Here is a 16,217-nt window from a genome sequence, read left to right as displayed (position 1 = left end):
TCTATGCTTCATCCTGTTTTCATATAAGGATGGCTATTACTCCTTAAAGATAGGTTATTTTTCTGAAGGAACAGGTACAGCTTCGGTGACCTGGGCCTCTGAAGGGACGGCTACGATTTCAGGAGATTTACCCGTAAAAGGAACAGTGGCTGATTCTACAACTTTAGCCTCAGAAGGTTCAGTAGTAGAAGGTACAGTAGCAGACGGAACTGGCACAGCTTCGGAAACTTCAGCCTCGGAAGGGAGAGCTACGATTTCAGGAGTTTCGGAAGGAGAGGGAGCAGTTACGGCTACGGAAACCCCAGCTTTATAGGGAGAAGATACGATCTCAGGAGTTTCAGGTACCAAAGGAACAGGCACAGCTTCAGATACCTTGGCCTCCACCTTAACCGTATTATTTGATGCCCATACTGCGGTGGACGTACTTACTCCTGTAATAAGCAATAGGGCGCCTACACTTAGCATCCAGTGTTTCTTTTGCAGTTTCTTTACATTAAACATGATCATCAATCTCCTTTTTAATTGTTTTCCTTCGCCGGACAGGGATGAACAAAATTGCGCAGGTATACGCTGGGATCCCGCCATCACATTTAAAATCGTCTCACCATATCGTCTGCGCTCTTCATGCGACATCTCTTTCACCACATCTTCATCACAGGCTAATTCGCTCCAGCTATGAATGTCCCGTCGAATCATATGAATCAGAGGATTGAACCAGTGCAGGGCACTAACTCCCAAGGTAAAGGCCTTGACCCACAGATCTCTATGTTTCAGATGCACCAATTCATGATGAATTACCATGCTGATGTCCATCTTAACCATATTTTCTGGTGGAAGATATATCGTTGGTTTAAAAAAACCAACCAGTATAGGGCTTCGTACTATGGTGCTGTGCGCAAGCGTGATATTGCTTTTGACACCCAAAGCCTCTTTGATTAATGGTAGCTGTATAGCTGCTTCACTATGACGAAGGACTGGGGTACGTGTACGAGATAATTCATTCAGAAATTTCCGATAACAGTACAACTGCCATGCAGAAAAACCAATGACTCCAATGCCCCATATGCATAACAAGAACCAGGCTGTGGTTACAGAAATGGTTTGTACCGGGATAAGTGTTCCTGCAAGTAAACCCGAAACTGCTGCATTCTCCGTACCCGGTTTAGTTGATGTCGTTTGGAATGCAATATCCAAAAGCCATGAAAGGCCGAGAGATACCGGGAAAAGATAAAACAAGAGAGCCAGTTTACCGAGTCTGTAGAGCCACTTGGTCGGAAAAACAGATACGGGTATGAGTCGCAGTGCCAAAATACAAACGGCAACGATACTTCCAGCCACGGTCAGGCTGCACAGAATTTCAAAAAGGATGTTCATCATCTGCACCTACTTTTCCGAAAGCCATTTTTTCAGTTCTGAAATGTCATCGTCTGAAAGCTTGTCACCGTCATACATGGCCGAAACCAAATTTTTGACTGAACCCTGATAGAGTCCATCAAGAACATGCTGCGTTTCCTGTAATTTGTAATCTTCGGGCTTTAGAAGAGGCTCATAATAATTGGTCCGTCCACGTCTCGTAACGGTAAGGGCGCCTTTATCCACCAACCTTGACATAAAGGTAGACATGGTCTGTGCTTTCCACGCTTTCCCCTTCTCAGCAAATATGTCTAATAGTTCTGTCGAGGTGACGGGTGGAGCGCTTGACCATATAACGACCATTAACTCCATTTCTGTTTCGGATAATTTTTGAATCTGGTTCACCGTGAACACTCCTTAACATCGTTATGCGTCCATAACGATTGTATTACTACACTACGTAGTACGTATAAACTACTACAACTCGTAGTGGATAGTCAAGTTATCCTGATAGGTGATTGCCAAACCATGCTATAATATACGTCATTAATAGAAGAACGATGTAGGAGTGAATGATCATTACAGCATATCAATTACCTGCTCTTTATGAGCAGAAGAAAGTTTCAATGCAAGAGATGGAAGAGATTGTACGCCTGTTGGCCCAGGCACCGCTACTATATGATGATGGACAGAGTATTCAAGTTCAGGATTACATGGCAGGATTGGAGATCGTACTTGAGCATGAGGTACGTCGTGCAGTGACCGAGCTGTATGAACTGGCTGTTCAGGCCTGCCGGGCCTTTGATGATCCAATGGCGTACGAGCAGCTTCAGGATGCGCTTGGGTTACAAGCCGAGTTATGGCAGGAGGAAGTGCTTACTCTTGCGAAGTGGATGGACTGGCTGAAGCAGGTCAGTGAAGGAAAGAGAACACTGCCGGAGTACAACTTTACCGCCATGCTTGGCAATTTGCCAGACGGATTCATGATCCATGACTTTTATGATGAACTCCGATATCAATTGGAGCAGAACCCTGCAAATGCATGGGCTATCGAAGAGCGGGATCGCTTGTACGCAGCTCTGGGTGCGAATTAATCAAACCAAATGGTCACTGGCGGTGTTTATTCTTATATAGGCATTATGCATGCATAGAAGCATTCCAATCTATATCTTGCGAATTCTTTACCCAGTATGGGAAATGAGGGGATACCGTGAAGAAGGTTGTATTGGCTGGTGGAACGGGATTTGTCGGACAGGATTTTGTCCAAAGGTTCAGGAAGCTGGGTTATGAAGTGCTGATCATCTCGCGTCAGCCCGGTCATATTGCGTGGGAAGATCGTGCAGGGATCATTGAGGCACTGGAAGAAGCAGAAGTGTTGATTAACCTGGCAGGTAAATCGGTGAACTGCCGTTATACGGATGAGAATCGCAAAGTCATTCTGGAATCCAGAACCCGTACAACACGTATTCTTGGCGAGTCCGTCTTGGTTTGTAACCGTCCTCCCGAACTATGGATTAATTCGAGTACAGCAACCATATACAGACATGCTGAAGATCGTCCCATGACGGAAAAAGAGGGCGAGATTGGCTCCGGATTCTCGGTCGACGTGGGCAAGGCGTGGGAACAGGCTTTCTTTGAATTCAGTCTGCCATCTACGCGTCAGATTGCACTGCGGATTGCTATAGTGCTGGGTGAGGGCGGTGTGATGGTGCCCATGACGAACCTGGTCCGTTTTGGCTTAGGGGGATCGCAAGGCGCAGGAACACAGCAGTTCAGCTGGATTCATATCGAGGATCTGTTCCGTATGGTGATCTACCTGCAGGAGCATCCGCAACTGAATGGTGTGTTCAATGCTTCCTCACCCCATCCGGTTACGAATCGGGAGCTGATGGCGAGCCTGAGAGAGCAGATGGGTGTTCGAATCGGATTGCCTTCTCCTCGCTGGATGCTTGAACTGGGTGCACGCTTCATTCAGACCGAGACGGAACTGGTTCTCAAAAGTCGTTGGGTCATTCCTGAGCGATTGGAGAGGGAAGGCTTCACTTTCACATACGGTACGCTAGATGCGGCACTTGCCGAGATTTTGAATAAGAAGAAATGACAGCACTTAATAACAAAAGAAAACACAACAGGAAGGGCAGAGGCATCTGCCCTTTTATTATATATTTTAATGCTTCTACTATTAATCAGTCAGATGAACAGAAAGAGGTTGGGGAAATGCAACTTAGAAGAGTAAGAATCGCGGGAACAGGGAAGTACCTGCCTGAAAAGGAAATCACCGATGAGGAACTGGATCGCCGCTTGGGCGTGCCTGCCGGATGGGTCAGCAAAGCAACAGGCGTAGGTGTACGCCATTATGCCTCTGGCGAAGAAACCTCCTCGTTCATGGGCGCGCGTGCTGCGGAAGCTGCACTTGCGGATGCAGGACTGCAATTCGGGGATATCGACTGCCTGGTGTGCACCAGTGGCACGAAGGAACAACCGTTGCCAAGTACAGCGGTGTTTATCCAGCAGGCCATGGGACAGCAAGATTCGGGCATACCCGCCTTCGATATGGATGCAACGTGCCTGAGTTTCCTGAACGGACTGGATGTAATCTCCTATATGGTAGATGCCGGACGTTACCAGCGAGTACTACTCGTAGCGACTGAGATTGCCTCGGCCGGATTGAATTGGTCTGATAAAGAGAGTGCGGCCCTGTTCGGTGATGGAGCGGCGGCCGTCATTATTGAGCGCTCGCCTGAGGGATCATCGTCGCAGATCATACATGCGTCACTTCGAACCTACAGCCGAGGTGCTCGCTTCTCAGAGATTGCAGGTGGGGGTACACGGCTACATGCTTCTAATTACAAGGCAGATCAGCCTGAGCCCTACCTATTTCATATGGATGGACAGGCCATCTTCCGCATGGCTTCCAGACTCCTGCCCGGATTTATCGGCGATATGTTACAGGCGACGGGCAATCAGATGGAGGATTTCCAATTGGTTATTCCCCACCAGGGGAGTGCGATGGCGATGAGACTGATCCGTAAGAAGCTCAATATTGCTGGAGATCGGTTTATGGACATTACACGAAATCACGGCAATACGATTGCGGCCTCCATCCCAATGGGGCTACATGAAGCGATTAAGCAGCAGCGAATCCAGCGGGGGGATCGAGTGCTTATGATTGGCACGGCAGCCGGATTATCATTGGGAGGACTCATTTTTGATTACTAGATCTGAGGGAACCGGACATCGTGCATCTGCTTCTCTCCGTGTGTTGCTTACCGGCGGAAGGGCTCCTGTAACGCTTGACCTGGCACGTATGCTCCATCGGGCAGGTCACCAAGTGTATGTTGCGGAGAGTGCAGCACGGCATCTGACCCGATCATCGGGTGCAGTGGAACAGTGCGCTGTGGTCCCATCGCCGCGTCATGACACATGTGCATATCTGGCGGAACTGGAACGGTTGGTTCAGGATTGGCAGATCGATCTGTTGATTCCGATGTGTGAAGAAGTCTTCTATGTTGCTCAAGGGGCAGAAAGACTGCGTACATATTGCCATGTTCTGGTTACGACTCTGGAACAGCTGCATAAGCTGCACCATAAATATAACTTTATCCAGCTTGCAGAATCACTCGGCCTCTCGGTTCCGGATACACGCCTGATCAATAATAAGCAGGAATGGATTGAAACTCAGTCTGTTCTGCAAACGGTAGGGAATTGGGTATGGAAACCGGTGTATTCCCGCTTTGCCGCAAAAGTACGCATGCCGAGACTCATGACCTATGACACTGGGGCAGGGAATGATCAGCAATGGGATGTAAGCCATAAGAATCAACGACATTTCCGAAACGACCCTCCGGAACACGGGCAATTATCCTTTGCTTCGCCTTGGGTTGCCCAGGCCTATATTCCTGGTCAGATGTTATGTACATACAGCATAGCGCATGAAGGGCAACTGGTTGCACATGCCACTTACGACAGCCGCTATCGTACAGGTAGCGCGGGAGCCAGTGTCTTTTTTGAACAGGTGGAACATGAGGGTGCCCTTGCGTGGGTGAGACAATTTGTTGAGGCAACGGGTTTTAGTGGACAGATTGGGTTTGATTTTATAGAAGGTCAGGATAGGCGAGTATACGCGATTGAGTGTAATCCGAGGGCGACGAGTGGGATTCATCTGTTTCACTCCGGAGAAGATTTGGTACGTGCACTGACTGAACCGGAGACGTTGATCAAAGAAAGAAAAATGATCACGCCCTCAAGCGCCAGTAAAGCGATGTTGATGCTCCCTATGCTGGGAAGTGGTGTGAAGCAGATCTTAGGTAAAGGGAAGCTCCGTGCATGGATAGCTGCGTGGCGTGGAGCCAGGGATGTGGTCTATATGCGACAGGATATCCAGCCAATATTTGAACAATTCGGAGTGGTGTTGGCCGCCTGGCATCTGGCAAGATCGCAGAAGATCTCGCTGACTGAAGCTTTGACTCACGACATAGAATGGAACGGTGAACAACAATGAAAAGGGCATTGGTTACAGGAGCTACGGGATGTCTGGGTAGACACCTCGCGATACGACTTGCAAAAGAGGGTTGGGAAGTAACTGGTATGGGCCGACAGTTAAAGGTTGGTGCAGCACTTGAATCGGCAGGAATCCGATTCCTCAATGGAGATATACGTGATAAGGCAGCAGTAAACGAAGCTTGTGCAGGACAAGATATGGTGTTTCACTGTGCGGCACTATCATCGCCATGGGGTAAATATCGTGACTTTTATAGCAGTAATGTACAAGGCACACAAAACCTCATGGATGGCTGCCTGCATAATGAGATACAGCGATTCATACATGTCTCGACTCCAAGTATATATTTTAACTACATACCGCGTTATAACGTACATGAGAATGACCCGTTGCCATCCAAACCAGCCAATCATTATGCAGCTTCGAAGCTTCTTGCTGAGCAGGTTGTAATGGAGGGGCATGCGAAGGGGCTTCCGTCGATCATCATTCGACCGCGAGCCATCTTTGGTCCGTATGATCAGACGTTATTTCCCAGGATTGTCACAGCAAACGCGAAATCGGGCGTGCCCATGATCGGTGATGGACAGGCATTAATCGATCTGACATGTGTGGATAATGTGGTGGATGCCTTATTATTGTGCCGCGATGCCTCAACAGAAGCACTTGGTAGAGCTTACAATATCTCCAATGGAGATCCGAGGGCATTCAGTGAGTTGGTAAGCAGCCTGTTTGGCATGCTGAATATGCCTTTGCATCGTCGAAACATTCCTTATCGGACGGCATATGGAGCGGCAGCATTGCTGGAGCGAGTTCATGGCTTTATTCCTGTGTTGGGTGAACCTCCATTAACGAGGTATACCGTTGGCTCCTTATCTATTCCACAGACGTTGGATATTACAGATGCACGGGAGCAATTGGGGTACGTCCCTCGGGTATCCATTGAAGAGGGTTTGCAACAATTTGCAGACTGGTGGAGGGCTGAATCATGCTGACGACAACTCCGGTAGAATTATATCTGGGTGCGGCGGGTTACTGCACACATCCAGAGTTTCTGACGCTGCGCGGTGGTCGATTGAGCCCGGTGCCTTTCCCGGCAGGATTTGCCTGCATCATTCATCCCGTACATGGACCGATCCTGCTGGACACGGGTTATAGTTCCCGTTTTTTTGAGGAAACGGCTCATCTGCCTAACGCACTGTATCGTCATATTACGCCTGTGGTCTATCGTGAAGCGGACAGTGCCGTTCATCTTCTGGCTCGAATTGGACTGAAAGCTACGGATATTCGCTATATCATCCTCTCACATTTTCACGGCGATCACATCGCGGGTGTACGAGACTTCCTGGAGGCACAATTCATCTATCTGCCAAGAGCCTATGATGCTGTGCGCTCACTCGGTCCGATTGCGGCTGTAAGGGCAGGTTTTCTTGCTGGACTGTTGCCCGAGGATTTTGCGGCCAGATCATTGCCTGTTACACGTCAGCCTGAGCGTTGGACGGGAGCGGGGGAAGAGTTCCCTTTTGATGAGGTCTACGATATCTTTGGCGATGGCAGCCTGCTGGGGGTGGATGTATCCGGTCATGCGGAAGGTATGATGGGACTCCTGCTGCATACGGAAGAACATGACTATTTCCTGTGCGCGGACGCGGTGTGGTCGAGTCGAGCTTTTCGTGAAAGGCGTAGACCGAATATACTCGCTGGAATCATTATGTCGGATCGACATGAGTATGGACGAAACTTTGACCGACTAGTTCGGCTGCATCAGCAGTTTCCCCACATTCGTATTGTGCCAAGTCATTGCCGAGAGGTACTGGACGCTTGGGGTACAGGAGGGCAGAAACGATGAGCAATACCCTTCGTATAGTGCTTCACTATGCTCTCGCACGTGGGCTGAGAAAGTGGAAAACGCGAGAACAACTTGAGCGCTGGCAAGAACGACGGATTATTCGGCATGTCCATCAGGTCCGTGCCCGATCTCCGTTTTACCGGAAGTGGTGGGGGGACGTGGACGCATCCGACTGGAGAAGATTTCCGTTGATTGACAAATCGATCATGATGCAACATTTCGATACATTGAACACGGTGGGCATTACCAAAGATGAAGCGCTGGCTCTTGCAGGCGAAAGTGAAGAAACACGTGATTTCAAACCTTCCATTCAAGGGGTGACGGTTGGACTGTCTTCGGGTACGTCAGGGAACCGGGGGATATTTTTGGTGAGTGATCGGGAGCAGGACGCTTGGACCGGCACGGTGCTGGCTAAGCTGTTGCCTGGTGGACTGTGGAAACCTGCCAAGATTGCATTTTTCCTGCGGGCCAATAGTAATCTGTATGAATCGGTGCAGCGTGGCAAGTTGCAGTTCCAGTACTTTGATCTGCTGGAGCGTGTGGATACCTTGGTGAAGCGACTTGAAACGTACCAACCTACCGTGTGGGTAGCTCCTCCATCCATGCTGCGCATGTTGGCGGATGCTTATGTGGCCGGCGATTTGACCGCTGTACCGGATAAAATCATCTCTGTTGCCGAAGTGCTGGACCCCTTGGATCGCAAGGTGCTGGAACAGGTCTTCGGACAGACCGTTCATCAAGTCTACCAGTGCACAGAAGGTTTCCTTGGAGCCACCTGTCGTTATGGCACACTGCATTTGAATGAAGACATCGTTCATATTGAAAAAGAGTTCATTGATCCCGCCACCCGGCGGTTCGTGCCCATTATTACGGACTTCTCCAGAACATCACAGCCGATCATCCGGTATCGACTGAATGATATTCTGACGGAAGCAGCGATGCCATGTGCCTGTGGTTCTCCGTTTACCGCCATTGAGCGGATTGAAGGCCGCTGTGATGACACGCTTTATTTTTCACAACTGCATACGGGTGAGGCGGTACCCGTCTTTCCGGATTTTGTCACCCGTTCAGTCATTGCGGCTTCGCCGGATATTGAACATTATCGTGTGGTGCAGCAAGGAGACGGGACAATGGAAGTATCCCTTCGGCTTGGCGGGAGCGCAGTGCTGGAACAGGTTGAGCCTGATGTACTGCGGGAACTGATAAAGCTGGGAGAGCGGCTCGAATGCACTTTGCCTGAGGTTAGATTCGTTCCGTATACGTTCGAACCGGGAATCACGAAGCTGCGCAGGGTGGAGAGACGGCATAATGGAGTGGCGGATTAATCAGGAGTCGTGCGGTACAGGTCGGAACGGAAGTAAGCAATTTACCGAGGAAAGAAGGACACACCGTGACAGTAGAGGAACACTTAACAGAGGACGGGCAGGGACGAATCAATACGGGTCTTGATGTAGTGAAGAAGACCAAGGAAGGAGCGAACGCTCCGGTGGCTTTAATTACGGGTACCTCCAGTGGCTTCGGTATGCTCACCGCAATTACTCTAGCCAAGCAGGGGTATCTTGTTGTTGCTACGATGCGTGACCTGAGTCGGAAAGAAGAATTGGCAAGGCTGGCTGAACAGGCGGGGATAACCGAACGTTTGCAATATGTGCAACTGGATGTGACCGATGCTGAATCGGTGCAGAAAGCTGTGGGGACCGTTCTTCAAACCAATGGACGAATCGACTTGTTGGTGAACAATGCGGGATTTGCGGTGGGTGGGTTCATTGAGGAAGTATCGATGGACGATTGGCGGCGCCAGATGGAAACGAATCTGTTTGGATTAATCGCTGTGACACGTGCCGTCCTGCCTGGGATGCGTGAACAGAAGCAGGGGTTAATTGTTAACTTGTCCAGCGTCAGCGGTTTATCCGGTTTTCCAGGATATGCGCCCTATGCTGCCTCCAAATTCGCTGTGGAGGGATTCACGGAAAGTCTGCGGCATGAGATGTCTTCGTATGGTGTTCGGGTCGTTTTGGTTGAGCCAGGTGCCTATCGTACGCCGATCTGGAATAAAGGTTTGGGTGAGATTCATAGGAACGAGCACTCTCCATATAAGCATAAGCTGGATGCGGTTCTTCGTTACTCCAAGCATGCGAGCGAGACGGCACCTGATCCACAGGAAGTGGCAGATCTGATCGGCCGAATTGCACGGATGCGTGCACCTAGACTTCGATATGCGCTCGGAAAAGGTTCGCGTGTGCTCATCGTAGGCAAAGCACTGCTACCGTGGAAGTGGCTGGAGCGGATCATCGCCCGTGGATTAAGATAAAAGTAAGGAAGCAATAGAACGTGATAAGGTTCGTAAAGCAACGAAATAAAAATCACGGAGGTTACCAATGAAAATTGCATTCGTTTTGTTTGATGGACTGACTTTTCTTGACTTTGCAGGATTTTATGATGTGATCAATCGGTTGAATTTCTTTGAACAAACCAAAGGAACGACGTGGGAAACTTGTGCAATGACAGATCAGGTCACGGATGAGTCTGGTTTAACGTTGAAGGTGGACCGAGTGAAGCCTGACTTGGCGGATTATGATCTCGTGTTTATCCCGGGAGGCATGGGAACGCGTAAGCTGCGGTATGACGAGGCATTTGTAGGCTGGCTGAGACAGGCTGAGTCTGTGCCTTTGAAGGTTTCGGTGTGCACAGGCTCTTTGCTGCTGGGTGCGGCTGGTTTTTTATCCGGCAAAAAAGCAACGACACATCCTCAGGTATATGATCTGCTTCAGCCGTATGCCGCTGAGGTGATTCCGAAGCGGATTGTAAAAGATGGAAATATAATTACTGCCGGTGGGGTAGCAACATCTATTGATCTGGGGATCTACGTTGTTGGGTTGCTTGCAGGACAGGAAGCGGCAGCGAATGTAAAACTTCAGATCGATTACCCTTATCAGATGCAGGGAGTGGTCGAAGAATGAGCAAAGATCGAAAGCAAGAGACCTATATCATTCGCAATATTCAGCGGGATGAAGCAGACCTCTACTGGCCTTTGCGACTGGAAGCACTAAAAACACATCCTGAAGCCTTCGGGGCTTCGTTCGAGTTGTCCATTCAACTCCCCATGAGTGAAGTGCAGGAGCGCATACATAATGAACCGGATGATTATATTCTGGGAGCATACACAGAAGAAGGAACCTTGGCGGGAATGATGGGTTTCAAAAGGGAGTACGGCCTGAAACTCAGGCACAAAGGCATGATCTGGGGTGTCTATGTAGCTCCGCAATATCGGGGATGTGGGCTGGCTTCGCGCTTGCTCCGCGAGGTTCTGGATCGGGGAAGGCATCTGGAGGACATGAAGCAGATTAATCTGAGTGTAGTGACAACGAATGAATCAGCCAGACGTTTATATGAGCGATATGGATTTGAAGTCTACGGCATCGAGCGTAACGCATTGGAAGTCCATGGTCAGGGATATGATGAGGCGCATATGAATTACTTTTATACAGAGCACTCAAGATTGGATGATGATGTTAACACAGGAGGTGTCCTATGACAGATCAGGTTGAACTTGAGATCGACGGTGTTTCGTTTGTCATAAAAGAAGCCCATTCTTTCGATTGGTTACAGCCCTTGGGTACGGTCTTTCGCGTATTCGATCAGCAGGATTCAGGGAACCTTAGCTTCGGGATCGTGCAGGAGGATGGAAATAAGTTGTTCGTTAAGTATGCGGGAGCACATACAATTCATGCGAATCATACGGGAAGTCCCCCGGAAGCCATTCGTAATCTGAAATCATCTGTTTCCGTCTATGAGGATCTGGCGCATGACACGTTGATTCGACTAACGGATCATTTTGCAACGAATGAGGGCTATACCTGTGTCTTCGATTGGGTGGATGGGGAATGTCTGCACTCGCACTGGTATTTCCCGCCTCCGGCCAAATATGAAGATCCGCGTTCGCCCTACTATCGGTTCAGACAACTCCCAGTGCAGACACGTATTCAGGCAATGGAGCAGATTCTGAATTTTCATATCGAGGTGGAACGGAGAGGTTATGTGGCTGTTGATTTGTATGACGGCAGTTTGATCTATGATTTTGACAAACAATTGATGAAAATTTGCGATATTGATCTGTATCGGAAGGGCTCTTTTACCAATACCATGGGACGTATGTGGGGGTCTTCCCGCTTTATGTCTCCCGAAGAGTTTGAGCTAGGCGCACCCATAGATGCGGTTACCAATGTATTCAATATGGGAGCCATGGCGTTCGGGTTGCTTGGCGGGGAGAAAGATCGTTCTTATGCGAGATGGGATGTTGGAGAAGCATTGTATCAGGTTGCCAAGCGTGCAGTGAACGCCGATCGGTCCCAGCGGTACGCAACGATTGCGGAACTTGGTGAGGCCTGGAAACAAGCAGCGATGCAAGATGAATAAGTGGAGTGGCATAATTTTCGCAAATGTGCAAAATCAAGTCGTATCCGCACTGGAAATCCCGTATAATGGAAATTAATGAGGAGGTGCAGATGATGTGCAGATATGCCATGTCAGGACCATATAAGGACATCTATGCCTGTTTCAACTGTCGCAAACCATTTAAACAAGTTTCCAGACATGACCTGAGCCCTGAAGTGGTGGCAAAGCTTGAATATAAGTGCCCGCAATGTGCCGCATCTATGATTAGCATGGGACAGGATTTCCAGGCTCCGAAGCAAAATGATACCAAACAATGGACCAAAGTGATGATGCTGTATCGTCATGGCTTTACCTATCATAATTGCGGGTGCGGGGCTGGATATCGTCCGACTGATTTACGTGAATTGCCCGAATTTCTGGAGCAGCAGGAAACGGGTAAAGGCAGTGTAGGCGAACGATTATTGCAAAGGTTGACTTCATAGATATGGTTCCAAAATCGAACCTGTCGCCTATGGAGATGTTGAAGATACAGGCGAGCACTTTATATACGATCAACGAGCAACAACGTCTTCTAAGTATTAACGAGCCGGGTGGTGGGAAGGCTCCAGCCCTTTTTATCGGCATGACTTCGGCCGGTTCACTAATCTATTACCATGAGCAGTTACCGCCGGATCTAACGGATGAGTTAGGTAGGGATAGTGAGCTTCCATTGGATATTCCGAAACTGATTCGGAAGGTGGAAACCTTTGAGCTAGTTAACCATGTGTGGATGGGACCAGCCTATGCTTTTCCTGAGACATCTGACGAGTGGAATCTGAACGTACAACTAATTGGTCATGAACAGCGTTATATGCTGGCAGAGCATTTCCCGGAATTAACGGATCACGTGCACGAAAAATGGCCTGTTGCCGCTTATGTTATTGACGATTCTGCTGTGGCAGTGTGCTGCTCTGCAAGGGTCTCCAGTCATGGTGCAGAGGCGAGCTTGTATACTGCACCGGGTTTTAGGGGCCATGAGTATGCAGCGGAGACGGTAAAATGCTGGCAGTATTATGTCAGGGAGAGTGGACGCGTGCCGATCTACAGTACTTCGTGGGATAATCTTGCTTCACAGCATGTTGCCCGTAAACTGGGGTTAATACAGTTTGGTGTGGATTTCAGTATCACAACCTTTGATTCGAAAAGTGGGTGTAATGTACAGTGATCCGCACGTTTGTAGAAAAGGACCTGCAATATGTCATTGAAGCGCATATCCGTATTTATCGAAAAGAGTATAATTATGATGATAGTTTTGCTGAATTTATCACGAATGCGGTGAATTCGTTTGGACTTACGGGCAATTACTCGAAGGAGATGTTGTGGATTGTTGAGCTGAATCAGTCAGCTTTCGGCTCCATAGGTCTTACTCAGGTAAATGAAAATACAGCTCAACTGCGCTGGTTTCTGATTGAACCTTCAGCACGAGGTGCAGGATGGGGGAGACAGCTTATTGAACAGGCCGTTCTTTTTGCAAAAGAAAAGAACTATACTTCCATGATTCTGTGGACCAACGCGTCCTTGGATGGTGCACGCAGATTATATCAATCTGTGGGCTTTGAAGTGAAGGAAGTCCGCAAGCAGGTTTTGTCAGGTCAAGAGCTTACCGAGGAGAAATGGGAACTTGCTCTATAACTCTCTTTGTTGAAAGGAGTGGGACGGTGAATCGTAGGAGACAGATTCTCGGCTTGGTATCACTATGCACTGCATTGATGGTGACAGCGTGTTCGACTCGGACAGAAGAACAAGTATTATCAGCATCAATTGAAAGCAACCTGCAGCAGATGGTTCGCGACCCTATCCTCCTGACCAGCAGCAATCCCAATGATTATATTGCTGGTAACCGGGAGGCTTACGAGGACATCCTGAACACAGGTGAGGCAGGAATGCACTTCCTGCTACAGCAGCTCGAATCCAGTCCGGATAACGGTCTTAAGGAATGGATTATGGCTCAGGCAAGTACTGAATTGCTTGGAGTACATAATCCTGTAGAGGCGTGGCATAGTGGCAAGGACTGGCTCAGGCAGTATAAGATGAACGTAGAGTAATGGCTCATCATCTATAGTATCTGACTTAGCGGAAGTAATGGAGGGGGCGGAATCGATTCTGAAGAAGCGATAGCCCAGCGATCAGAAGAACCGATCCGTAACCGGAATGATTCCCGCAAGTCGTCAGGCACGGTAGTGTGTGATGAGCCGGAAGTACAAACCTCACCTCCAGTCAGCATGAGCAGCATTGAGAGGTTCTTGGAACCCGAAAGAATACATTATAGAGGTGAAATCCTTGACTAAGAAAATTGCATTTTTTGATTCAGGCATCGGTGGTTTAACCGTTTTGCATAAGGCCTTGCAACAATTCCCGGAAGAACAATTCCTGTATTATGCGGATACCAGGCATGTTCCTTATGGAACCAAGTCTGCGGATGAGGTCAGGGGCCATATTTTTGATTGCGTGGAAGCAATCGTTCAGGAAGATGTTCAAGCCATTGTGATTGCTTGTAATACAGCGACCAGTCTGGCTGTTAAGGATCTGCGCGCCAAGTATGATATTCCCATCATTGGCATGGAGCCTGCGGTGAAACCAGCCGTGGAGATGAATCGCGATAGCGGGAAGAGAGTGCTTGTATTTGCTACGGCCCTCACCTTGAGCCAATCCAAGTATAACGAACTGGTATCGCGTGTTGATGATCACCATAGTGTGGATTCCATTGCGCTGCCGGAACTTGTGGAGTGGTGTGAACAGCTGGATTTTGATCCGAGCAAAATTGCTGATTATTTCCGGTTGAAGCTGGCAGATCTCGATCTTCATGGGTATGGCACAGTGGTGCTTGGCTGCACGCATTATCCGTTCTATACGTCCATTCTGCGAACGGTTTTGCCAGATCATATACAGATTATTGATGGCAGTACAGGTACGGTCAACCACCTGAAGCAGCGGCTTCAATTGGTGGGTCAGCATGTAGGCAGAACAGGGGAACAAGTCACTTTCCTCAGTTCATCAGGCCGACCTGAAGAGCAGGAGAAGATGTACAGTGCACTCCAATATCTTGAGAAGAGTTCCATGTAGGTTACACCATAGGAGGTGACAGCCATGCAGTCCATTTATCTTATCCGTCACGCCAAAGCGACTGGGCAGGAATCCCATGCAGAGCTTACCGATGAAGGGCTCAGGCAGGCTGAGAAACTTGCCAATATGTTGGCTCATCATACCATAACGTACATTGTATCCAGTCCATGGAAAAGGGCCGTACAGACGGCTATGCCACTGGGCATAGCAACGCTGCAACATATACATACGGATGAACGTCTCCAGGAGAGAATACTCAGCTCCCTGGATCTGTCTAACTGGATGGATGTGCTGAAACGTACATATGACGATGTGGATTGGGTAGAAGAAGGCGGGGAATCTTCAAGGGCTGCAGCTGCAAGAGGGATGGTATTACTGGAAGACCTGTGGAGCAGACCGGAACAGCACGGAGCTGTGGTTACGCATGGGAACTTGTTATCTCTGCTTATACGCCAATATGAACCATCCTTTGGCTATGAAGAGTGGACCAAACTCTCTAACCCGGATGTGTATGTGCTGGAGCGACAAAGGTCAGATGGAGAGCTGCCCACCATTCGCAGAATTTGGACAGATTGAACAACAAAAGAGTGCTCCAGCGATAGGATATCAGCCAGAACACTCTTTTCGTTTATCTATGGGCATGTTTACAATGCGGCAATCATGATCATTACCCATCCAGCCAGAAATGCAACTCCGCCGAGTGGGGTAATGGCTCCCAATTTGCGAACACCCGTTACACTTAATGCGTACAGGCTGCCAGAGAACAGGATAATTCCCGCGAACAAAAGCCATCCGGCAAGCATGACGAGTGAAGAGGATTCGAGACGGTCTGCCAGCAGTCCGATCAGGATGATCCCAAGTCCGTGAGCGATATGATACTGAACACCGGTTTCGTAGATTTTGATCATGTCAGCGGATAATTTGCGCTTGAGCGCGTGTGCTCCGAATGCACCCAAAGCGACAGCCAAGAACATCATAATACTGCCGAGGATAATTAGGGTTTGCAATGTGTTTTTCTCT

At 48.8% G+C, this 16,217-nt stretch carries 20 protein-coding genes; 17 read left to right on the top strand and 3 right to left on the bottom strand.

All coding sequences use genetic code 11. From position 1 onward, the window contains the following. Window positions 1–54 precede the first annotated feature (54 nt). Entirely contained in the window at window positions 55–1,377 is a 1,323-nt protein-coding gene (locus AC4G47_RS21900) for a M56 family metallopeptidase (RefSeq protein WP_491102632.1), read from the bottom strand. A 6-nt stretch (window positions 1,378–1,383) separates the two neighbouring features. Then, the gene (locus AC4G47_RS21895) at window positions 1,384–1,758 is read right to left on the bottom strand and encodes a BlaI/MecI/CopY family transcriptional regulator (protein ID WP_491102630.1); all 375 of its coding nucleotides are present in this window, start codon (window positions 1,756–1,758) and stop codon (window positions 1,384–1,386) included. 167 nt (window positions 1,759–1,925) lie between these two features. Between AC4G47_RS21895 and AC4G47_RS21890 the strand changes: the two genes are divergently transcribed. From AC4G47_RS21890 to AC4G47_RS21810, 17 genes are all read left to right on the top strand, one after another. Beyond that, window positions 1,926–2,447, top strand: coding sequence for a hypothetical protein (locus tag AC4G47_RS21890; RefSeq protein WP_491102629.1), 522 nt, complete (start codon window positions 1,926–1,928; stop codon window positions 2,445–2,447). 116 nt (window positions 2,448–2,563) lie between these two features. Further along, entirely contained in the window at window positions 2,564–3,454 is an 891-nt protein-coding gene (locus tag AC4G47_RS21885; RefSeq protein WP_491102627.1) for a TIGR01777 family oxidoreductase, read from the top strand. A gap of 116 nt (window positions 3,455–3,570) precedes the next feature. Further along, entirely contained in the window at window positions 3,571–4,572 is a 1,002-nt protein-coding gene (locus AC4G47_RS21880) for a beta-ketoacyl-ACP synthase III (RefSeq protein ID WP_491102625.1), read from the top strand. Next, complete coding sequence (locus AC4G47_RS21875; RefSeq protein ID WP_491102623.1) at window positions 4,562–5,854, top strand: ATP-grasp domain-containing protein; 1,293 nt, start codon at window positions 4,562–4,564, stop codon at window positions 5,852–5,854. Before AC4G47_RS21880 ends, AC4G47_RS21875 begins: the two co-directional genes overlap by 11 nt. Next, window positions 5,851–6,846: an NAD-dependent epimerase/dehydratase family protein gene (locus AC4G47_RS21870; protein WP_491102622.1), complete on the top strand. Its 996-nt coding sequence runs from the start codon at window positions 5,851–5,853 to the stop codon at window positions 6,844–6,846. The genes AC4G47_RS21875 and AC4G47_RS21870 overlap by 4 nt, the downstream gene beginning before the upstream one ends. After that, the gene (locus tag AC4G47_RS21865; RefSeq protein WP_491102621.1) at window positions 6,840–7,700 is read left to right on the top strand and encodes an MBL fold metallo-hydrolase; all 861 of its coding nucleotides are present in this window, start codon (window positions 6,840–6,842) and stop codon (window positions 7,698–7,700) included. The genes AC4G47_RS21870 and AC4G47_RS21865 overlap by 7 nt, the downstream gene beginning before the upstream one ends. Beyond that, window positions 7,697–9,025 (top strand): F390 synthetase-related protein, encoded by a 1,329-nt coding sequence (locus AC4G47_RS21860; RefSeq protein WP_491102620.1) that lies wholly within the window; start codon window positions 7,697–7,699, stop codon window positions 9,023–9,025. Before AC4G47_RS21865 ends, AC4G47_RS21860 begins: the two co-directional genes overlap by 4 nt. A gap of 65 nt (window positions 9,026–9,090) precedes the next feature. Then, a complete protein-coding gene (locus AC4G47_RS21855) occupies window positions 9,091–10,011 on the top strand; it encodes an SDR family oxidoreductase (RefSeq protein ID WP_491102619.1) in 921 nt (306 codons plus the stop codon). Between the two features lie 67 nt (window positions 10,012–10,078). After that, a complete protein-coding gene (locus AC4G47_RS21850) occupies window positions 10,079–10,660 on the top strand; it encodes a DJ-1/PfpI family protein (RefSeq protein ID WP_491102618.1) in 582 nt (193 codons plus the stop codon). After that, the gene (locus tag AC4G47_RS21845; RefSeq protein ID WP_491102617.1) at window positions 10,657–11,235 is read left to right on the top strand and encodes a GNAT family N-acetyltransferase; all 579 of its coding nucleotides are present in this window, start codon (window positions 10,657–10,659) and stop codon (window positions 11,233–11,235) included. The genes AC4G47_RS21850 and AC4G47_RS21845 overlap by 4 nt, the downstream gene beginning before the upstream one ends. Further along, window positions 11,232–12,116, top strand: a complete 885-nt coding sequence (locus AC4G47_RS21840) for a serine/threonine-protein kinase (RefSeq protein ID WP_491102616.1) — start codon at window positions 11,232–11,234, stop codon at window positions 12,114–12,116. The genes AC4G47_RS21845 and AC4G47_RS21840 overlap by 4 nt, the downstream gene beginning before the upstream one ends. 89 nt (window positions 12,117–12,205) lie before the next feature. Next, window positions 12,206–12,577 (top strand): hypothetical protein, encoded by a 372-nt coding sequence (locus tag AC4G47_RS21835; RefSeq protein ID WP_491102615.1) that lies wholly within the window; start codon window positions 12,206–12,208, stop codon window positions 12,575–12,577. 2 nt (window positions 12,578–12,579) lie between these two features. Further along, window positions 12,580–13,299 carry a GNAT family N-acetyltransferase gene (locus tag AC4G47_RS21830; protein ID WP_491102613.1) on the top strand — a complete coding sequence of 240 codons (720 nt, stop codon included), beginning with the start codon at window positions 12,580–12,582 and terminating at the stop codon, window positions 13,297–13,299. Beyond that, entirely contained in the window at window positions 13,296–13,766 is a 471-nt protein-coding gene (locus AC4G47_RS21825) for a GNAT family N-acetyltransferase (protein WP_491102612.1), read from the top strand. The genes AC4G47_RS21830 and AC4G47_RS21825 overlap by 4 nt, the downstream gene beginning before the upstream one ends. 26 nt (window positions 13,767–13,792) lie before the next feature. Continuing rightward, complete coding sequence (locus AC4G47_RS21820) at window positions 13,793–14,179, top strand: hypothetical protein (RefSeq protein ID WP_491102610.1); 387 nt, start codon at window positions 13,793–13,795, stop codon at window positions 14,177–14,179. A gap of 235 nt (window positions 14,180–14,414) precedes the next feature. Continuing rightward, complete coding sequence (gene murI / locus AC4G47_RS21815; RefSeq protein ID WP_491102609.1) at window positions 14,415–15,197, top strand: glutamate racemase; 783 nt, start codon at window positions 14,415–14,417, stop codon at window positions 15,195–15,197. A 24-nt stretch (window positions 15,198–15,221) separates the two neighbouring features. Further along, window positions 15,222–15,773, top strand: coding sequence for a histidine phosphatase family protein (locus tag AC4G47_RS21810; RefSeq protein ID WP_491102608.1), 552 nt, complete (start codon window positions 15,222–15,224; stop codon window positions 15,771–15,773). 68 nt (window positions 15,774–15,841) lie between these two features. On the opposite strand, the gene AC4G47_RS21805 is transcribed toward AC4G47_RS21810, so the two are convergent. After that, window positions 15,842–16,204 carry a DUF423 domain-containing protein gene (locus AC4G47_RS21805; RefSeq protein ID WP_145319901.1) on the bottom strand — a complete coding sequence of 121 codons (363 nt, stop codon included), beginning with the start codon at window positions 16,202–16,204 and terminating at the stop codon, window positions 15,842–15,844. Window positions 16,205–16,217 lie beyond the last annotated feature (13 nt).

This window comes from Paenibacillus sp. Negev47, from assembly GCF_058313655.1.
This window is presented reverse-complemented; position numbering and strand designations above follow the sequence as displayed.